Annotated in this window: 15 protein-coding genes; 2 read left to right on the top strand and 13 right to left on the bottom strand. The window is 35.6% G+C overall.

Translation table 11 applies throughout. The features are described from left to right. Positions 1-14: 14 nt before the first annotated feature. The 8 genes from GF867_RS02535 to GF867_RS02505 form a co-directional block, all read right to left on the bottom strand. Positions 15-431 (bottom strand): diacylglycerol kinase family protein, encoded by a 417-nt coding sequence (locus GF867_RS02535; RefSeq protein ID WP_153831549.1) that lies wholly within the window; start codon positions 429-431, stop codon positions 15-17. Beyond that, the gene (ybeY, locus tag GF867_RS02530; RefSeq protein ID WP_153831548.1) at positions 415-954 is read right to left on the bottom strand and encodes an rRNA maturation RNase YbeY; all 540 of its coding nucleotides are present in this window, start codon (positions 952-954) and stop codon (positions 415-417) included. The genes GF867_RS02535 and ybeY overlap by 17 nt, the downstream gene beginning before the upstream one ends. A gap of 20 nt (positions 955-974) precedes the next feature. Beyond that, positions 975-3221, bottom strand: a complete 2247-nt coding sequence (locus GF867_RS02525; RefSeq protein ID WP_153831547.1) for an HD family phosphohydrolase — start codon at positions 3219-3221, stop codon at positions 975-977. A gap of 34 nt (positions 3222-3255) precedes the next feature. Beyond that, entirely contained in the window at positions 3256-4215 is a 960-nt protein-coding gene (locus GF867_RS02520) for a PhoH family protein (protein ID WP_153831546.1), read from the bottom strand. Positions 4216-4594: 379 nt separating this feature from the next. Continuing rightward, on the bottom strand, positions 4595-4669 hold the full coding sequence (locus GF867_RS13940; RefSeq protein WP_253940715.1) for a GatB/YqeY domain-containing protein: 75 nt from the start codon (positions 4667-4669) through the stop codon (positions 4595-4597). A gap of 17 nt (positions 4670-4686) precedes the next feature. Beyond that, positions 4687-4794 (bottom strand): GatB/YqeY domain-containing protein, encoded by a 108-nt coding sequence (locus tag GF867_RS13935; protein ID WP_253940707.1) that lies wholly within the window; start codon positions 4792-4794, stop codon positions 4687-4689. Between the two features lie 53 nt (positions 4795-4847). Then, positions 4848-5021, bottom strand: coding sequence for a 30S ribosomal protein S21 (gene rpsU, locus GF867_RS02510; protein WP_006417488.1), 174 nt, complete (start codon positions 5019-5021; stop codon positions 4848-4850). A gap of 203 nt (positions 5022-5224) precedes the next feature. Further along, positions 5225-5683 carry a Fur family transcriptional regulator gene (locus GF867_RS02505; RefSeq protein WP_246167963.1) on the bottom strand — a complete coding sequence of 153 codons (459 nt, stop codon included), beginning with the start codon at positions 5681-5683 and terminating at the stop codon, positions 5225-5227. A 59-nt stretch (positions 5684-5742) separates the two neighbouring features. Between GF867_RS02505 and GF867_RS02500 the strand changes: the two genes are divergently transcribed. Then, entirely contained in the window at positions 5743-6570 is an 828-nt protein-coding gene (locus GF867_RS02500) for a pyruvate, water dikinase regulatory protein (RefSeq protein WP_153831544.1), read from the top strand. Positions 6571-6615: 45 nt separating this feature from the next. Here the strand turns inward: GF867_RS02500 and GF867_RS02495 are convergent, their stop codons facing one another. The 3 genes from GF867_RS02495 to hisS form a co-directional block, all read right to left on the bottom strand. Then, complete coding sequence (locus GF867_RS02495) at positions 6616-7518, bottom strand: deoxyribonuclease IV (protein WP_153831543.1); 903 nt, start codon at positions 7516-7518, stop codon at positions 6616-6618. 437 nt (positions 7519-7955) lie between these two features. After that, positions 7956-9737 carry an aspartate--tRNA ligase gene (gene aspS, locus GF867_RS02490; RefSeq protein ID WP_153831542.1) on the bottom strand — a complete coding sequence of 594 codons (1782 nt, stop codon included), beginning with the start codon at positions 9735-9737 and terminating at the stop codon, positions 7956-7958. Then, entirely contained in the window at positions 9737-11062 is a 1326-nt protein-coding gene (gene hisS / locus GF867_RS02485; protein WP_153831541.1) for a histidine--tRNA ligase, read from the bottom strand. The genes aspS and hisS overlap by 1 nt, the downstream gene beginning before the upstream one ends. Positions 11063-11546: 484 nt before the next feature. Here hisS and GF867_RS02480 point away from each other — a divergent pair, with 484 nt between their 5' ends. After that, complete coding sequence (locus GF867_RS02480) at positions 11547-12959, top strand: N-acetylmuramoyl-L-alanine amidase (RefSeq protein ID WP_172973935.1); 1413 nt, start codon at positions 11547-11549, stop codon at positions 12957-12959. A gap of 43 nt (positions 12960-13002) precedes the next feature. On the opposite strand, the gene dtd is transcribed toward GF867_RS02480, so the two are convergent. Together dtd and GF867_RS02470 are read right to left on the bottom strand one after the other, a co-directional pair. Then, positions 13003-13449, bottom strand: a complete 447-nt coding sequence (gene dtd, locus GF867_RS02475) for a D-aminoacyl-tRNA deacylase (RefSeq protein WP_153831539.1) — start codon at positions 13447-13449, stop codon at positions 13003-13005. A 17-nt stretch (positions 13450-13466) separates the two neighbouring features. Next, complete coding sequence (locus GF867_RS02470) at positions 13467-15656, bottom strand: RelA/SpoT family protein (protein ID WP_153831538.1); 2190 nt, start codon at positions 15654-15656, stop codon at positions 13467-13469. Positions 15657-15779 lie beyond the last annotated feature (123 nt).

The raw sequence follows: 15779 nt of genomic DNA, 5'->3' as shown, positions 1-15779 counted from the left end.
TTTATCTTTATTGGTTAAATAATTGACTCAATTAACTTCATGAACAGATCCCATACGTACGGAAGGAATATAATTAATCCTATTATCACGGATATACCCGCGGACAATACAACAGCTCCCGCTGCAGCGTCCTTAGCATTTCGTGCAAGTTCGTGGAAGGACTCACCAACAATTAAGTCAACAGTCTGCTCAATTGCTGTATTAACCAATTCCATTGCCAAAACTAGTCCAATACACAGAACTATAATTGTCCATTCAAAAAGGCTGATTTTTAGAACAAAACCTGCCGTAACAACTAAGAGAGTTACGACAGTGTGGATTCTAAAGTTTCGTTCATTTTTAAATGTAAATTTAACTCCAGAAAAGGCGTCTTTAAATGATGAAAACAACGCTCGTTTTGTACGATTGTTTTTCTTATCGAGTGAGACCATATTGACTCAACACCTCTTCTTGAATACCAAACATTTGTGCCTCTTCTTCTTCAGTTTGGTGATCGAAACCGTTCAAATGTAAAAAACCATGAACGGCTAAAAATGCTAACTCTCTTTCAAACGAATGACCATAATCCTCAGCTTGTTCTTGAGCTCTTTGAAAAGAAATAATGATATCGCCCAAGTGACGAGCTAGTCCTTGTACTTCTTCAACATCTGAATTATCCTCATCTGAATCCGAATCCTTATTTTGATTAAACTCTGCCATAAAGGATGCTAGGTCAGGTAAATCGAATTCACTAGCAACTTCTTCCAATGCAAAGCTTAATACATCCGTTGGACGATCAATTTGACGGTACTCTAAATTCAATTGATGAATTTCTTCGTTAGAAACTATAGAAATATCAACTTCTGCTTCATCTTTAAATCCGAGATAACTGGCTGTAAGACTCACAACATCTTCTATTAATTTACTTTGTTCTACAGTTAAATAGCTATCTTCATCAATTATATCAATAATCATCCTTATTCCTCCGAATTAAATTATTTAGGATACTCTACTCGAGTATGGTACATGCCAGCAACTCCTGCGATTAAGGAGCGTCTAACTATTTTTAAATCATGAACCGTTAAATCACACTCTGAAAATTGATTATCATTCGTTTTATCTGCAATAATCGCATCAATCAATTTTTCTATCGAAGCTTGGTTATACTCTTTTAATGTTCTAGAAGCAGCTTCAACAGAATCAGCAATCATAATGATTGCTGCCTCTTTAGTTTGAGGTTTCGGTCCTGGATAGCGGTAATCGGCTTCGTTAAGCGTTGGATTCTTAGCCTTAGCTTGATAATAGAAATACTTTACAAGTGTAGTGCCATGGTGCTGCATGCAAATATCAATAATACTTTTAGGTAAGCAATGCTCTTCTAGAATACGTGCCCCTTCAGACACATGTCCCATAATAATCCTCGCACTTTCAAGCTCGGTAATCATTTGATGTGGTGATTCCATACCAGATGCCACATTTTCTGTGAAGAATCGTGGATGAATTGTTTTCCCAATGTCATGATAATAAGCAGCTACTCTTGTTAATAAAGAGTCTCCCCCGATTGCTTCTACAGCATTTGCACTAAGATTTGCAACTAGAATACTATGATGGTAAGTCCCTGGTGATTTTTCAATTAGTAATTTCAATAAAGGATGATTTAAATTTCCTAATTGATTGAGTGTTAAAGCTGCCTTATCGATCAATAATTGTTCCCAATAAGGTGTCACGAAAAATAATATCATATTAACTAATAACAAGTTGCCAATGATTAATAAAATTATATGTAAGCCTTGTTCAGACAGTATATTAACATTTAAACTTAGTAATAGTGGTATAACGATTGTTATATGCCAAAAAAATAATGGTACGAAAAATTCTTTAATACTGTAACGATGCATTTCTTGACGTAATACAAACATAACGCCTAGTATACTACTAAAGAAATAGAACAATGTCGTTAATGTGATGACCGTCATATTATCATAACTATTTATTACGAACAACGCTAATAAATTGAAAAATAACACCGCAATTGTTCCCACTCTAGCATTAGTTCTCGGAATGATCATATAAGGTATCAAAAACACTGGCAAAACTAAGGTTGAATAGGACAAACCACTAGTTTGCATTAGATGGAACAGTTTCAATAATGAAAATCCAAAAAACATCACTAAAGCATAGGCTGTTGCTTGCATACTTCTTTGACCAAGTTCTTCGCTAGACTTATTTAAAAATTTGGAAAATACGGCAATCATCACAATACCATGAAATAAAACCGTTGCATAGAATGCGTAGGCTAATGTTTTCTGTGAGGATAGATCCAAGAATCCATATAAATCTAATTGACGCTTGGCATCTACACCAATGATATGCCCTTCTTGAATAATCACTTGACCTTGTAATATATAACTTGTTTGAACTGAGTCTGCTGCTTCCTCTCTACGTCGTTCAGTCTCAGTCTCACTATAAGTCATCGTTGGGACAATCAGTCGATTGGATAAATCAATTAAAGATCGTCTAGCATCTAAGCTATAAGGCATATTGCTAATTGTTTGTTCTACAGATGAAATAAAGCTCTCAATATTATTCGCTTGAATTTCCTGCTCTAAAGCAGTAGATATTAACTCTGTTAGCTTATTTTGAAATTCTGATAAGGTCTCTGGATCAATCGAAAGAACATGGGTCAAGGTTGTCGTGCCGATGTTATTACCCAAATACTTTATGGCATCTGTTTGTTCTGATAACAAAATTTCATAAAGTAAGAGTTGCTCAACTGTTTCTAGCTGGACAAAGGTGAGTTCTTGACCATCCAAGCGATCAACATTATCAAATTGATTTAATAAACTTTGTTCAATCTCACCTGATTCCACAAGGTCAGTATGTTTGTCAATTAATGTCTGAATCGAATTTTTGGAGTAAGATTCATTTTTCAGTTGACGGATAAAACTAAAGTACTGCTCGATTAAAGTTAATTGTTGTGTTCTGATATCCCCTTGAAATAAATAAACATCATTGACGGCATCGCGTGCACGTTGCTTGTTTAATTCTGTTTGCTCAGTATCCTCAATTGTCATAGGTGCTAAAATAGTATCTTGAGCCACCTGATTAAGCTGAAAATCATACTCTCGTGGTTGTACATTTGAGTAACCTAACATAATAATCGCAATTGATAATATAAAACTAATTAGTGGAATATAATAATTGCCGAGCAAAGCTTGAAAGCGCTGCAATTTACGGTTCATAACATTCCTCCATTCCCATTTACATCAAACTATCCTATTTACTGTATGCTCTAATAATATCAGCTACCACTGGGTGGCGTACGACATCAAATTCATCAAATTCAACGAAAGAGATTCGACGTACGTTGTTCAATTTAAATTCTGCATCGATTAGACCTGATTTTACACCTGTAGGTAAATCAATTTGAGTTTTATCTCCATTGATAATCATTTTAGAGCCAAATCCTAGACGAGTTAAGAACATTTTCATTTGTGCAATTGTGGTATTCTGAGCTTCATCAAGAATTACATACGCATCATCTAACGTTCTACCACGCATATAGGCAAGTGGTGCAATTTCAATGATGCCTCTTTCCATCAAACGATTTGTTTGCTCAGTACCATAAATCGTATAAAGCGCGTCATATATAGGGCGCAAATATGGATCTACTTTCTCTTTTAAATCACCCGGTAAGAAACCTAAATTTTCACCCGCTTCAACTGCTGGTCGAGTTAATATTATTTTCTTAACCGTCCCTTCTCGTAAAGCTTGAACAGCTAATACGACAGCTAAGAACGTTTTCCCCGTACCCGCTGGTCCAATCCCGAATACAACGTCATGTTTTTCAACTGCTTTAACATATTGTAACTGACCAAAGTTCTTAACTCGAATCGCCTTGCCATCTGCAGCTCGTCCGACTACTTCATCATATAAAGTAATAAAAAATTCAAGTGTATTATTCTGGGCCATTTTTATGGCAGTCATTACGTCCATAGTTCGAGGTGTAATGCTTCTTTCGAGTAATTGAAGTAAATTCAATAAGACCTGACGAACCTTTTCGACTTCATTTTCATTATCTCCAGAAATATTAATCACTTCACCGCGATTAGCAATGATAACTGGAAAATTCTCTTCTATTAAATTAACATATTTGTCTTGTGTTCCCAATAATGCAACTAACCAATTAGGATTACTTACAATTAGTTGACTGGAAAACTCTCTTATTTCGCTCAAATAGTAGACTCCTTTTTAGTTTTCAATATCCTAACAATAGCACAATTAAGCTTAAAATTGAACAAAATACGTTTAATAGTTTCCATATTTTTCAATGTGTATTTGATATACTCTCCTCAATGACTTGTCTATAAATCAAAGAAGGCACCTCCAAAGAGGTGCCTTCTTATAAAAGCAGCATTTAGCTCAATAGTGATTGCGTAGTGCAGTTCACAATGTTTCTATCTGCTTGTCCTTTAAGTTTTGACATCGCTTGCCCATAGCTGTACTTAAATCAACTGTTTCAGTAGGTTCAATTCCATCAATAGTTATTTGATTAACAATTGAAATATCTTTTCCAATTAATTTTTAGTAAGTATCGTTCCACGATAGGTATTTCTTATAGAATTTGATTCAACAAATCTAACAGATTAGCTTTTTCAAATTCAGCCAAAGAATCTCTTCGCTGCTTCATTTCGCGCGCAATCTTGGTTATCTCCTGTTCGGTAGATAAGGGAGCAGATTAAGTATCTGTTCATTTTGCAGTGCTGCTTTCAGCATTCGAATGACTTTCAAGGTTGCCTTGTCTTTAGCTTTCATCGCTTGCTTAACGTCCTGTTTTTCTTGTAAATTACATTACAAATTAACAGATATTAAAACTTTCTTTTACGAGCTGCTTCTGATTTCTTTTTACGTTTAACACTTGGTTTTTCATAAAACTCGCGTTTACGAGCCTCTCTTAAAGTACCTGTTTTTGAAACGTTACGCTTAAAGCGACGAAGAGCGTCATCCAATGATTCGTTATCACGAACTACTGTTTTTGACATATGGTTCCCCTCCCTCCGAGCTAATAGTAACCCTTCATTAGAAATTAAATTTCTAAATAAAGTCCTTTTAATATTATAGCAAAAAACACATTGTTTTCAAGCCATTTTGACTAACAAAAAAACAAAATTTCATCAAAAAAGTAAATATTCATCAAAGAATGTAGTTAGTTAGCTACTTTAGCGAATGTAAACTAACTAAAAAATTATTTTCTAGCACAATTTTTGCATAAACCAAACACTTCAAAACGATGAGATTCAATCACTACTTCTGATAAGTCAGTGGTAACTTGTTGCATCGGACACGCGTCTAACAAAAGTGTTAATCCACAATTGCGACAAATAAAGTGATGATGATGATCGTGATGTGAGTGTTGATCAAGTATATGACAATTAATTCTAAAAAGTTGTTCCTGATTAAATTCAGTGGCTTCTAGTAAACCAACCTCAACAAAATCATAAATATTACGATAGGTCGTATTGTAACTCATTGTTGGGTAACGTTCACTCATTTCTTGATGAATAAACGCGGCATTTAGATACCTTTGATTTTCAGCGAATAGCTCAATAATTTCTTGACGTTTTTTTGTAGATTTAAAACCTGCTTCTTTTAATTTTTCAATTCCCGCTGCAACAAGCTCTTGAATTTGATTATTTTGTCCCAACTTCATTACTCCTTTCGAATTTTATGCTATGATGTGTGAATAGAAAGAGGTGGATTGACATGGAGAAAAAGAATCAAACCTTGCACTACTTTATTCTCTCTGATTCAATTGGAGAAACTGCACAGAAAGTAGCTCGCGCTGCCTTGGTGCATTTCCCTTCAGCAAAAACAGTATTACATAAATACACATTTATTTCAAACACAGAAAAAATTGACGAGATTATTCATGATGCGGTTAAATATGACGGTTTATTATTTATGACAATCGCAAATTCAGAATTAGCTAGCTATGTAGAAGCAAAATGTATCGAAACCGGCCTTGTTTGTTATAATTTAATTCAACCCTTTACCTTAGAGATTGAACGCCGACTAGGTGTCAATCCTACTTCACTGGCGGGAGCACAACATGAGCTTTCTGATGAGTATTTCGATCGTATTGAAGCAATGGAATTTTGTATGAAATATGATGATGGCAAAGATCCTAAAGGGATTGGAGAAGCTGAGATTGTCCTATTAGGAATTTCTCGTACTGGTAAAACACCTTTGAGTATGTATCTTGCGACTTTAGGCTATAAAGTTTGTAATTTACCTTTAATTCCAGAAAATGATTTGCCAAGCATTGTGTTTGAAATTAATAAAAACAAAATAATTGGTTTAACCAATAATATCGAAGTCGTCAATAAACACAGAGAAATAAGAATGCTAGAGTATGGCATTCCTAAAGGTTCACGCTACGCTTCTGAAAATCGTGTTAAACAAGAATTAGATTATGCAGATGAAGTATATCGTACTCTTGGATGCCCAGTAATTAATGTTGCAGATCGCAGCATTGAAGAAACCGCTCATATCATTTCTGAAATCATGAAATTAACACCGCATGCATTTTAAAAATCAAAAATCACTTGCCCTTTTAACTAAGACAAGTGATTTTTTTTAGTTGTTTTCAATTATATCTAGCATTAAATTCTGATTGAATGTTCTCTTACGTAACATGTTAATCTCATGTTTATAAGGAGCAACTTTTTTCTTCTCCCCTACTTCAACCCACGGTGTTTCAAGAATTTTTGGGACACTTATTAATTGAGGATGATGAACAATTTTATCCAATGTTTCAAACCCAATACTCCCTTGTCCTATGTTAGCATGTCTATCCTTATGACTCTTAATTGGATTCTTTGAATCATTAATATGAAGAACCTTCAAGCGTTCTAAACCAATCACTTTATCGAATTCATTTAGAACTCCATCTAAGTCATTCACTATATCATAACCAGCATCATATATATGGCAAGTATCCAAAGTAACACTTAGCTTTTCATTATGGGTCACCCCATCAATAATAATGGCTAATTCTTCAAAAGTACGACCTAATTCAGTCCCTTTGCCCGCCATTGTTTCTAGAGCTATTTGTGAATGTTGATGTGGCGTAATCACTTCATTTAAACCTCGTATAATTTGCGCTAAGCCAACATCAACCCCTGCTCCTACGTGAGCTCCAGGGTGCATCGTCATCTGCTTAGCACCAAGATATTCAACACGCTCAATTTCTTTCGCAAGAAATTCAGTTGCAAATTCAAAATAACCTTCTTTCGTTGTATTACCTAAATTTATAATATAAGGTGCGTGCACTGTTAAAAATTCAATGCCATTTTCTTGCATGAAAACACTTGCCTCTTCAAGACGAAAAGCTGAAACTTCCTTACGTCGAGTATTCTGTGGCGCTCCAGTATAAATCATAAAAATATTGGCACCATAAGAAGCAGCTTCTTGCGCTGAACCTAGTAACATTTCTTTCCCACTCATGGATACATGTGAACCTAAAAACAATTTTATCATTCTCCTTAAAGTCTTTTAGTCATTACAACATTTCTACTATGTAATAGTACAGCTAAATTTGAGAAAACCTCGGGCGAGTCCAAGGATTTTAGATTCCGTTTAGCAGTTTTAACTTGATTATATCGCTTTACTTTTGTTGGAATGCTTAACGTAGATCAGCGACTTGTTTTCAATAGCGGTATAAAGGACAATCCATCGTTACTAACAGAATAACTTGGTCTATCTATGAATAAAAAAAGCGTAGTAGACAGTGGCTAGCCGATTGGGCTTGAATAGCTCGAACGTCATGCTCATCAATAAAGCTTTGAAAGCGACCACCGCCTTGGAAAATAATAAGTTGAGCGAAGTACAAAGCTTGGTAAATCAACATAAAACTTATAAAACCTTATATTTTAACAAAAGCCCAACTAGTTTTTATACTAGCTAGGCGATTTATTTTAGTCTTTTTGACTACGTATATTTAAATGTAATTCACTTAATTGCGCGTTCTCTACATAGCCTGGAGCATTTGATAATAAATCAATTCCGCGACCTGTTTTTGGAAAGGCGATTACTTCACGAATGTTAGGTTCTTGAGCTAAAAGCATTACAAGACGATCTAAACCTAATGCCAAACCACCATGTGGAGGGAAACCATATTCTAAAGCATTTAATAAGAAGCCAAATTGCTCTTCAGCCTGTTCTTTTGTAAAGCCTACTAAATCAAAAATTTGTTCTTGCATGTCTAAGTTATTAATACGTATACTTCCGCCTCCAATTTCATAACCATTTAACACAATATCATAAGCTTGAGCGAGTGCTTCAGCAGGGTTCGCTTTAACCTCTTCTGGAGTAGCATTCTGAGGCGCCGTAAACATATGGTGCATTGCAACATAGCGTCCTTCTTCTTCATCATATTCAAACATTGGCCAATCTGTAATCCATACAAAAGCTAAAGCATTTGGATCAAATAATTGATGTTGCTTAGCTAAATTAACACGTAATTCTCCTAATGATGCTGCAACAACATCCGCTTTATCTGCAACAAAGAACAAGATATCGCCTTCTTCAGCGTTTAAACGTTCTGAAATAACGTTTGATGAGTTATCATCAGCGAAGAATTTGGCAATTGGTCCATTAAAGCCTTCTGAAGTAACCTTCATCCAAGCTAAACCTTTTGCGCCATAGGGCTTCACAACATCAATCAATGCATCAGCCGTTTTACGCGTATAAGCATCTGCTTGACCTTTTAAGTTAATCGCTTTTACTTGCCCACCATTGCTAACAGCAGATTTAAATACGCCAAACTCAGATTCTGAAGCAAAGTCTGTAAAATCTACTAATTTCATTTCAAAACGAATGTCAGGTTTATCTACTCCGTATTCATTTATAGCTTGAGCATATGTCATAGTAGGAAAAGCTTCTTCAATTTGAATCCCTTTAGTCGCTTTTACAACTTCCTTCAACATTTCTTCAGTGATTGCTTGAATCTCCGATTGATTTAAGAAACTCGTTTCTAAGTCGACTTGAGTAAATTCAGGTTGGCGGTCACCACGTAAATCTTCATCACGGAAACAACGTACGATTTGGTAATAACGGTCAAAGCCAGCACCCATTAATAATTGTTTAAAAAGTTGTGGCGATTGTGGTAAAGCATAGAATTTTCCTGCTTCACGTCTTGTCGGAACTAAATAATCACGTGCTCCTTCGGGTGTAGATTTAGTTAAATAAGGTGTTTCAACATCAATAAACTCTAAGTTATCTAAGTAGTTTCGGATTGAACGCGTTACTTGATGTCTTAATTTAAAGTTGTTAAACATTTTCGGACGACGCAAATCTAATACACGATTGCGTAAACGCACTTCTTCATCTGCATCTAAATCATCTTCAATATAAATTGGTGGAGTTTTAGATTTTGCTAATACCGTTAAAGATTCAGCAAACAATTCAAAACGACCAGTTGGTATTTTTGGATTGATTTGTGCACCATCACGTTCGTTTAGTACACCTGTCACTTCAACAACATATTCACTACGTAATTTATCTGCCATTTCCATTTCTTCTGCACTTAGGTTTTCAGCATTAAAGACAACTTGACAAAAGCCCTCACGGTCACGGACATCAGCAAAAATTACGCCACCTAAGTCACGACGCTTTTGAACCCAACCTTTTAACGTAATTGTTTGGCCGACTAATTCGTCATTAACTAAGCCACAATAAACTGTTCGTTGTTTACTCATTAAAATTCTCCTCCAAAATACTTATCAATTTCACTTGTATCTACCGTTGCTCGACGGTATACCCCAACAAAATCATCCAAAACTTCCGATAATTTAACGGTTGATTTTTTACCATTTTCTTGATTCTTCACTTGAACCACTTGTTGCTCAACTTCGTTGTCACCAACGGTCATAATCAATTTTGCATTTAATTTAGCAGCTGTTTTAAACTGAGACTTCATACTACGCCCCATGTAATCTCTATCAGCCAAGTATCCTTCAGAACGTGCTGCTTGAACAATTTGTAAAGCCATAATATTACTCGCTTCACCTAAGCCCATAACATAAACGTCTACTGGTTCCTCAGCTGGGATTTCTACTTCTTGATCTTCAAGTAACAACATTAATCGTTCTACTCCCATACCAAAGCCAAAACCTGGTGCTTGAGGTCCGCCTAATTGTTCTACCAATCCATCGTAACGTCCACCACCACATACAGTTGACTGTGAACCGATTGTTTCATCTTCTACTACAATCTCAAAGATAGTATCTTGATAGTAGTCTAAGCCACGAACAATTGTTGGGTTAATTTCAAATGGAATATCCAAAGCTGTTAGCATTGCCTGAACTTGCTCAAAGTGTTGTTTGCTTTCTTCACTTAAGAAGTCCAAAATAATTGGTGCGTTTTTAGCCAACTCTTTATCTTTAGGATCTTTACTATCAATGATTCTTAATGGATTATCAGTCAGACGTCTTTGAGAATCGGCACTTAATTGATCTTGCAATGGTGTAAAGTATTCAACTAATGCTTGGCGATAAGCAGCTCTTGCTTCTGGTCTACCTAATGAGTTTAATTGAATTGATAATTTTTCAAGCCCTAATTCCTGTAGGAAATCCCAAGCTAGTGCGATACCCTCAGCATCGGTAGCTGGATTTGTACTCCCAAAAACCTCAATACCAATTTGATTAAATTGACGTTGACGACCCGCTTGAGGTCTTTCATAGCGGAACATTGGCCCCATATAATATACTTTTAATGGTTGCGGATGCTCAGGTCCAAATAATTTGTTCTCAACATAAGATCTAACAACTGGCGCTGTTCCCTCAGGTCTAAGTGCTAAACGACGATCACCCTTATCTTTAAAATCATACATTTCTTTCGACACAATATCAGTTGTGTCGCCGACAGAACGACTAAACAGCTCATATGCTTCAAACATCGGTGTGCGGATTTCTTTAAATTGATACGTATCAAATACAGCCCTTGCTGAATCTTCTACAAATTGCCATTTATATGAATTTTGAGGCAGAATATCTTCTGTCCCTTTCATTTTTTGAATTGTCATAATTTCCCTCCTGGATATAAAAAAAGCGCCTATGACAAATAATTGTCATAGGACGCGGAATTTGCGTGGTACCACCTATTTTTGTAATTTACATTACCTCAAACCTTAACGCGGTAAACGGAGTAACTTTGCATTACTCTTCTCGGTAGTGTCTTCATTAAGTCTTGCGCCCTTTCAGCCTAAGGGGTTAGCTCTCTAAAAATGTCTTAATTACTTGTCTACTTCATCGAATGAACTATTAACTGTGTATAGATTACTGATTTTCACGCCTAAAGTCAAGTGTTTTTTCTCAGTGAATTTTAATCATTCGTATTTATAGGAAATTTAGGACTAATATTTCGGCTTGATGTGCACACTACTATTAAAGGTAAAAAACTTTTTATATCATCTACTTCTCAGTTATATTACTGTTAGATAACAGATGATAAACAGGTTTGAATTAATAGTCATAAGTTTATATAATAAGTTTATGTTTTTTATAAAAATGTTAAACGAAGGAGGGATTTATATACAATCAGTTCGTCGTATTTTTGAATTATTATTTTCTCGCAAGTTTTTCCCTCCATTTATGACATTCGTAATTCTTTCAGTTAGTGCATTATGTATAACTTTTCTACTAACTGACAGTACACTCTCAATCGAACGAGAAAATGTCATTTTACGAACTAGACCTGCAACGAATGCTCAAGCAATTATTCAACTTGATCAAGGCATCGAAGTTAATTTAAAACAAGAACAAAATGGTTGGTATAAGGTCAGAGTAAACGGTAAAACTGAAGGCTGGATTCCCAAATGGTTATTAGAGAATACAACTTTGGAAAACGACCAAGATTTAGCTGCTCAAATTTTAATTAACACCCCACTCTATTCTTCAACCGATGAATCTTCAAAAGTTATTCAGAATATTGAACCGGGTTCATATTTACATGTTCAAGCTGAAGATAATGGTTGGTTAAGTGTTACTTTTGATGGGGTCTATGGTTACATTCCGACACGTTTAGTTAATTTGGTTTCGGAAAGTGTAGTACCTGATTCAGAAGAAGAGATTGAAGAAGAAGCCCCATATGACAAGAATGAGATCGAGCGACAAAGAGCTGAGGCTGAGGCTGTTGTAAGTATTCGTTCTAATGAAGAACCACTGCTAGACAGTCCAAGTTTTTATGCTGAGCCAATTGCTTATGCAATTTATGGCGAACAACTCACATTAATTGACTCGGCTGAAGATGATTTAGGTAATGAGTTCTACTTAGTTGAGGACAGTACTGGAATTAGAGCTTACGTTGATTCAACAAGAGTTTCAATCTCTACATATTCAATAGGACATATCGGCTTACCAAGTGCAAACAGCTTGTCAGAAGCGACGATCATGATTGACCCTGGACACGGTGGTGAAGATTCGGGAGCCATTAGTATTAATGATTCCTTCGAGAAAGATGCAACATTTGATACTGCTATGGCGCTTAAAGCAGCTTTAGAAGCTCAAGGCGCAACCGTAATGTTAACTCGACCTGATGATCAATTTATCGAATTAGAAGATCGAGTAACTGCTAGCAACTTGAATCAAGTCGATGCCTTTATTAGTTTACATTTTGATGGATCTGAAGACACCACTTGGAGTGGTACAACAACTTATTATTACCATGAATCTGATGAGTTACTTGCTCAGTCAGTCAATGATCAGATTGCCCCATTGCCTTTAGAAAACATTGGTATTTTGTTTGGAAATTATTATGTTCTACGTGAGAATACTCGACCAAGCATTCTATTAGAGCTTGGTTATATGAGTAATCAATATGATCTTCAATATATCTTTAATGATAATTATCACCAAAATATTGCACAAGCAATCACACAAGGCTTAATCAATTACTTTGATCAAGTTTCACAACTTAGATAACAACATATAAAAAACGCCAACGATAAGTTGGCGTTTTTGTATATTATGGATTTTTTGAATCAATTAAAACTGTTACGGGGCCGTCGTTTAAAATCGACACCTGCATCATAGCTCCGAATCTTCCTGTTTCAACTTCAAATCCATGACCTCTTAATTGTTCATTGAAATAATCATATAATTCTTCTGCTAACTCTGGTCGTGCAGCCTCAGTATAACTTGGACGATTCCCTTTTTTAGTATTAGCAAACAGCGTGAACTGGCTAATTGACAGAATTTGCCCTTCTACCTCAGCCAATGATAAATTCATTTTATCATTCTCATCTTCAAACAAACGCATTTTAGCAATTTTTCGCGCACAATATTCTGCATCCGCCTGAGTATCTTCGTGTGTCACACCTACTAACAAGACAAAGCCTTTGTCAATTTTCCCTACCATTTGCTTATCAATGATAACAGAACTTTCAAGACTTTTTTGAATAACAACTCGCATATAAACGCCCTTTCAGATTAAGATTTAACTCGGGATACTTCGTATACATCTGGAATATTTTTTAATTTTGTCATTAAGTTTTCTAGTTGATTAACATTTGAAATCGCAACTTTAATGACAACTACCTCTGTACTATTAGCGTCAACTTTTCCATTCACGTTACGAAGATTTTTAACCGTATGATTGACAACATGTAGGACGTCATTGATTAATCCCGTTCGATCAAAACCTGTAATAGATAATTCTGTTTCATACTCTGTACTTAACTCATCAGCAATATCCCACTCTACATGGATCGTTCTTTGTTTTAAATCGGGTTCGTTTTGTAAGTTTGCACAGTCTGCTCGGTGAACAGAAATCCCTCGTCCTCGTGTGATATAACCAACAATTTCATCACCCGGCACCGGACTACAACATCTACTCAAACGAATCATCAAGTTATCTACACCTTCAACTACCACTCCACTTTCATGAACAGTTCTACTGCGTTGTGCCTGATGGGATTCATTTTGCGTCGGTATTTTCTCTGGTTCTCTTTCTGGGAGTATACCTAGGAAATTCAATACTGCCGAAACAGATAACTCCCCTAAACCAACGGCTGCATATAAATCAGTTAAACTATTAAAATTAAATCTTTCAAGTAGATTTTTTTCATTTTGTTTTTTGGTAATTAACTTAATACTATTATTACTCTCTTTGAGTTCTTTTTCGATTAATTGTTGTCCACGTTCTGAGTTCTGATCACGATCTTTTAGTTTAAAGAATCGTTTAATACGGTTCCGCGCTTTACTAGTCTGAGTGAAGCTTAACCAATCTCGACTAGGTCCGTTTGAACTTGGGTTTGTCAAAATTTCAACGATATCGCCATTTTTTAATTTATAATTCAAAGGAGCAATATTCCCATTAATCTTAGCACCAATCGTTTTATTCCCAATCTCAGAGTGAATATGGTAAGCAAAGTCTATAGGGCCTGAACCATTTGGTAATTCATACACATCGCCTTTGGGCGTAAAGATGTAAACTTGGTCTTTAAAGATATCTTCTTTAACAAAATTCATGAATTCACTCGCGTCTTGGGCTTCATCTTGAAGTTCTACTAAATCTCTAAACCAGTTCAACTGTTTCTGAATATTATCTTGAGTATTAACTTTTTCAGTTTTACCTTCCTTATAAGCCCAGTGAGCTGCCACCCCGTACTCAGCAACTTCGTGCATTTGGAACGTTCTAATTTGAATCTCAACTGGTTTACCATAAGGTCCTATCACAGTCGTATGAATGGATTGATACATGTTGGCTTTCGGCATCGCAATATAATCTTTGAAACGGCCTGGCATTGGTTTCCACTTAGTATGAATGGCACCCAAAACGGCATAACAATCTTTAATGGTACTAACCAAGACACGAATTGCTAACAAGTCATATATATTGTCAAAGTCTTTATTCTGATCAACCATTTTGCGATAAATTGAATAAATATGTTTCGGTCTACCATAGACTTCTGCGGTAATCTCTAATTCTTCCACCGCATCGTTGATATCGACAATCGCTTCTTGTATATATTTCTCACGTTCGTCACGTTTGCTATCCATAAGACGGACAATTCGATAATACTCGCTTGGATTAATATAACGCAAGGCAATATCTTCCAATTCCCATTTAATTAAGTTCATACCGATACGATCAGCTAATGGCGCGTAAATCTCAATCGCTTCTTGAGATTTCTCAATTTGTTTACTTTCCTTTTGGTACTTTAACGTACGCATGTTATGCAAACGGTCAGCTAATTTAACCATCACAATTCGAATATCTTTAGCCATGGCTAACAGCATTTTCCGATGATTTTCAGCTAAGGCTTCTTCTTTACTTTGAAATTTAAATTTCCCTAATTTTGTTACACCATCCACTAATAATGCAACGGTTTCTGAAAATTCATTGGTAATATCTTTTAAGGTATACTCTGTATCTTCAACAACATCATGAAGAAAACCAGTTGCAACAGTATCAGGGTCCATTTGAAGTTGAGCAAGGATACCCGCCACTTGAATGGGATGGTTAATATATTCTTCTCCAGAAAGTCGAACTTGACCTTCATGCGCCATAGTAGCAAAGTCGAGTGCTTTCTTAACATAATTAGTATTCTTTTCGTTCATATAACTTGCACAAATATCAATTACTTCTTGTGCTGTTAATTCTTGATTGCGAGCCATTAGCTTTCATCCTTTACTACAATTAATTAGAATTATTATACACTATATTGCTTTTTAAATACAAACATTGTTCTTATCAATCAATAGGATCATCAAGATAAAATAGGAAATAAGAAAACCTCG

The organism is Fundicoccus ignavus (assembly GCF_009659375.1).
In the GTDB taxonomy this organism is placed as follows: Bacteria; Bacillota; Bacilli; order Lactobacillales; family Aerococcaceae; genus Fundicoccus; species Fundicoccus ignavus.
This window is presented reverse-complemented; position numbering and strand designations above follow the sequence as displayed.

What these genes read in the sequence shown, in the direction of transcription:
- GF867_RS02525 (WP_153831547.1), bottom strand. Translation starts at nt 3,221, where the DNA reads ATGAACCGTAAATTGCAGCGCTTTCAAGCTTTGCTCGGCAATTATTAT.
- hisS (WP_153831541.1), bottom strand. Translation starts at nt 11,062, where the DNA reads ATGACAATTCAAAAAATGAAAGGGACAGAAGATATTCTGCCTCAAAAT.
- GF867_RS13935 (WP_253940707.1), bottom strand. Translation starts at nt 4,794, where the DNA reads ATGAAAGCTAAAGACAAGGCAACCTTGAAAGTCATTCGAATGCTGAAA.
- GF867_RS02535 (WP_153831549.1), bottom strand. Translation starts at nt 431, where the DNA reads ATGGTCTCACTCGATAAGAAAAACAATCGTACAAAACGAGCGTTGTTT.
- ybeY (WP_153831548.1), bottom strand. Translation starts at nt 954, where the DNA reads ATGATTATTGATATAATTGATGAAGATAGCTATTTAACTGTAGAACAA.
- GF867_RS02495 (WP_153831543.1), bottom strand. Translation starts at nt 7,518, where the DNA reads ATGATAAAATTGTTTTTAGGTTCACATGTATCCATGAGTGGGAAAGAA.
- GF867_RS02470 (WP_153831538.1), bottom strand. Translation starts at nt 15,656, where the DNA reads ATGGCTCGCAATCAAGAATTAACAGCACAAGAAGTAATTGATATTTGT.
- GF867_RS02500 (WP_153831544.1), top strand. Translation starts at nt 5,743, where the DNA reads ATGGAGAAAAAGAATCAAACCTTGCACTACTTTATTCTCTCTGATTCA.
- rpsU (WP_006417488.1), bottom strand. Translation starts at nt 5,021, where the DNA reads ATGTCAAAAACAGTAGTTCGTGATAACGAATCATTGGATGACGCTCTT.
- GF867_RS02480 (WP_172973935.1), top strand. Translation starts at nt 11,547, where the DNA reads ATGTTAAACGAAGGAGGGATTTATATACAATCAGTTCGTCGTATTTTT.
- aspS (WP_153831542.1), bottom strand. Translation starts at nt 9,737, where the DNA reads ATGAGTAAACAACGAACAGTTTATTGTGGCTTAGTTAATGACGAATTA.
- dtd (WP_153831539.1), bottom strand. Translation starts at nt 13,449, where the DNA reads ATGCGAGTTGTTATTCAAAAAAGTCTTGAAAGTTCTGTTATCATTGAT.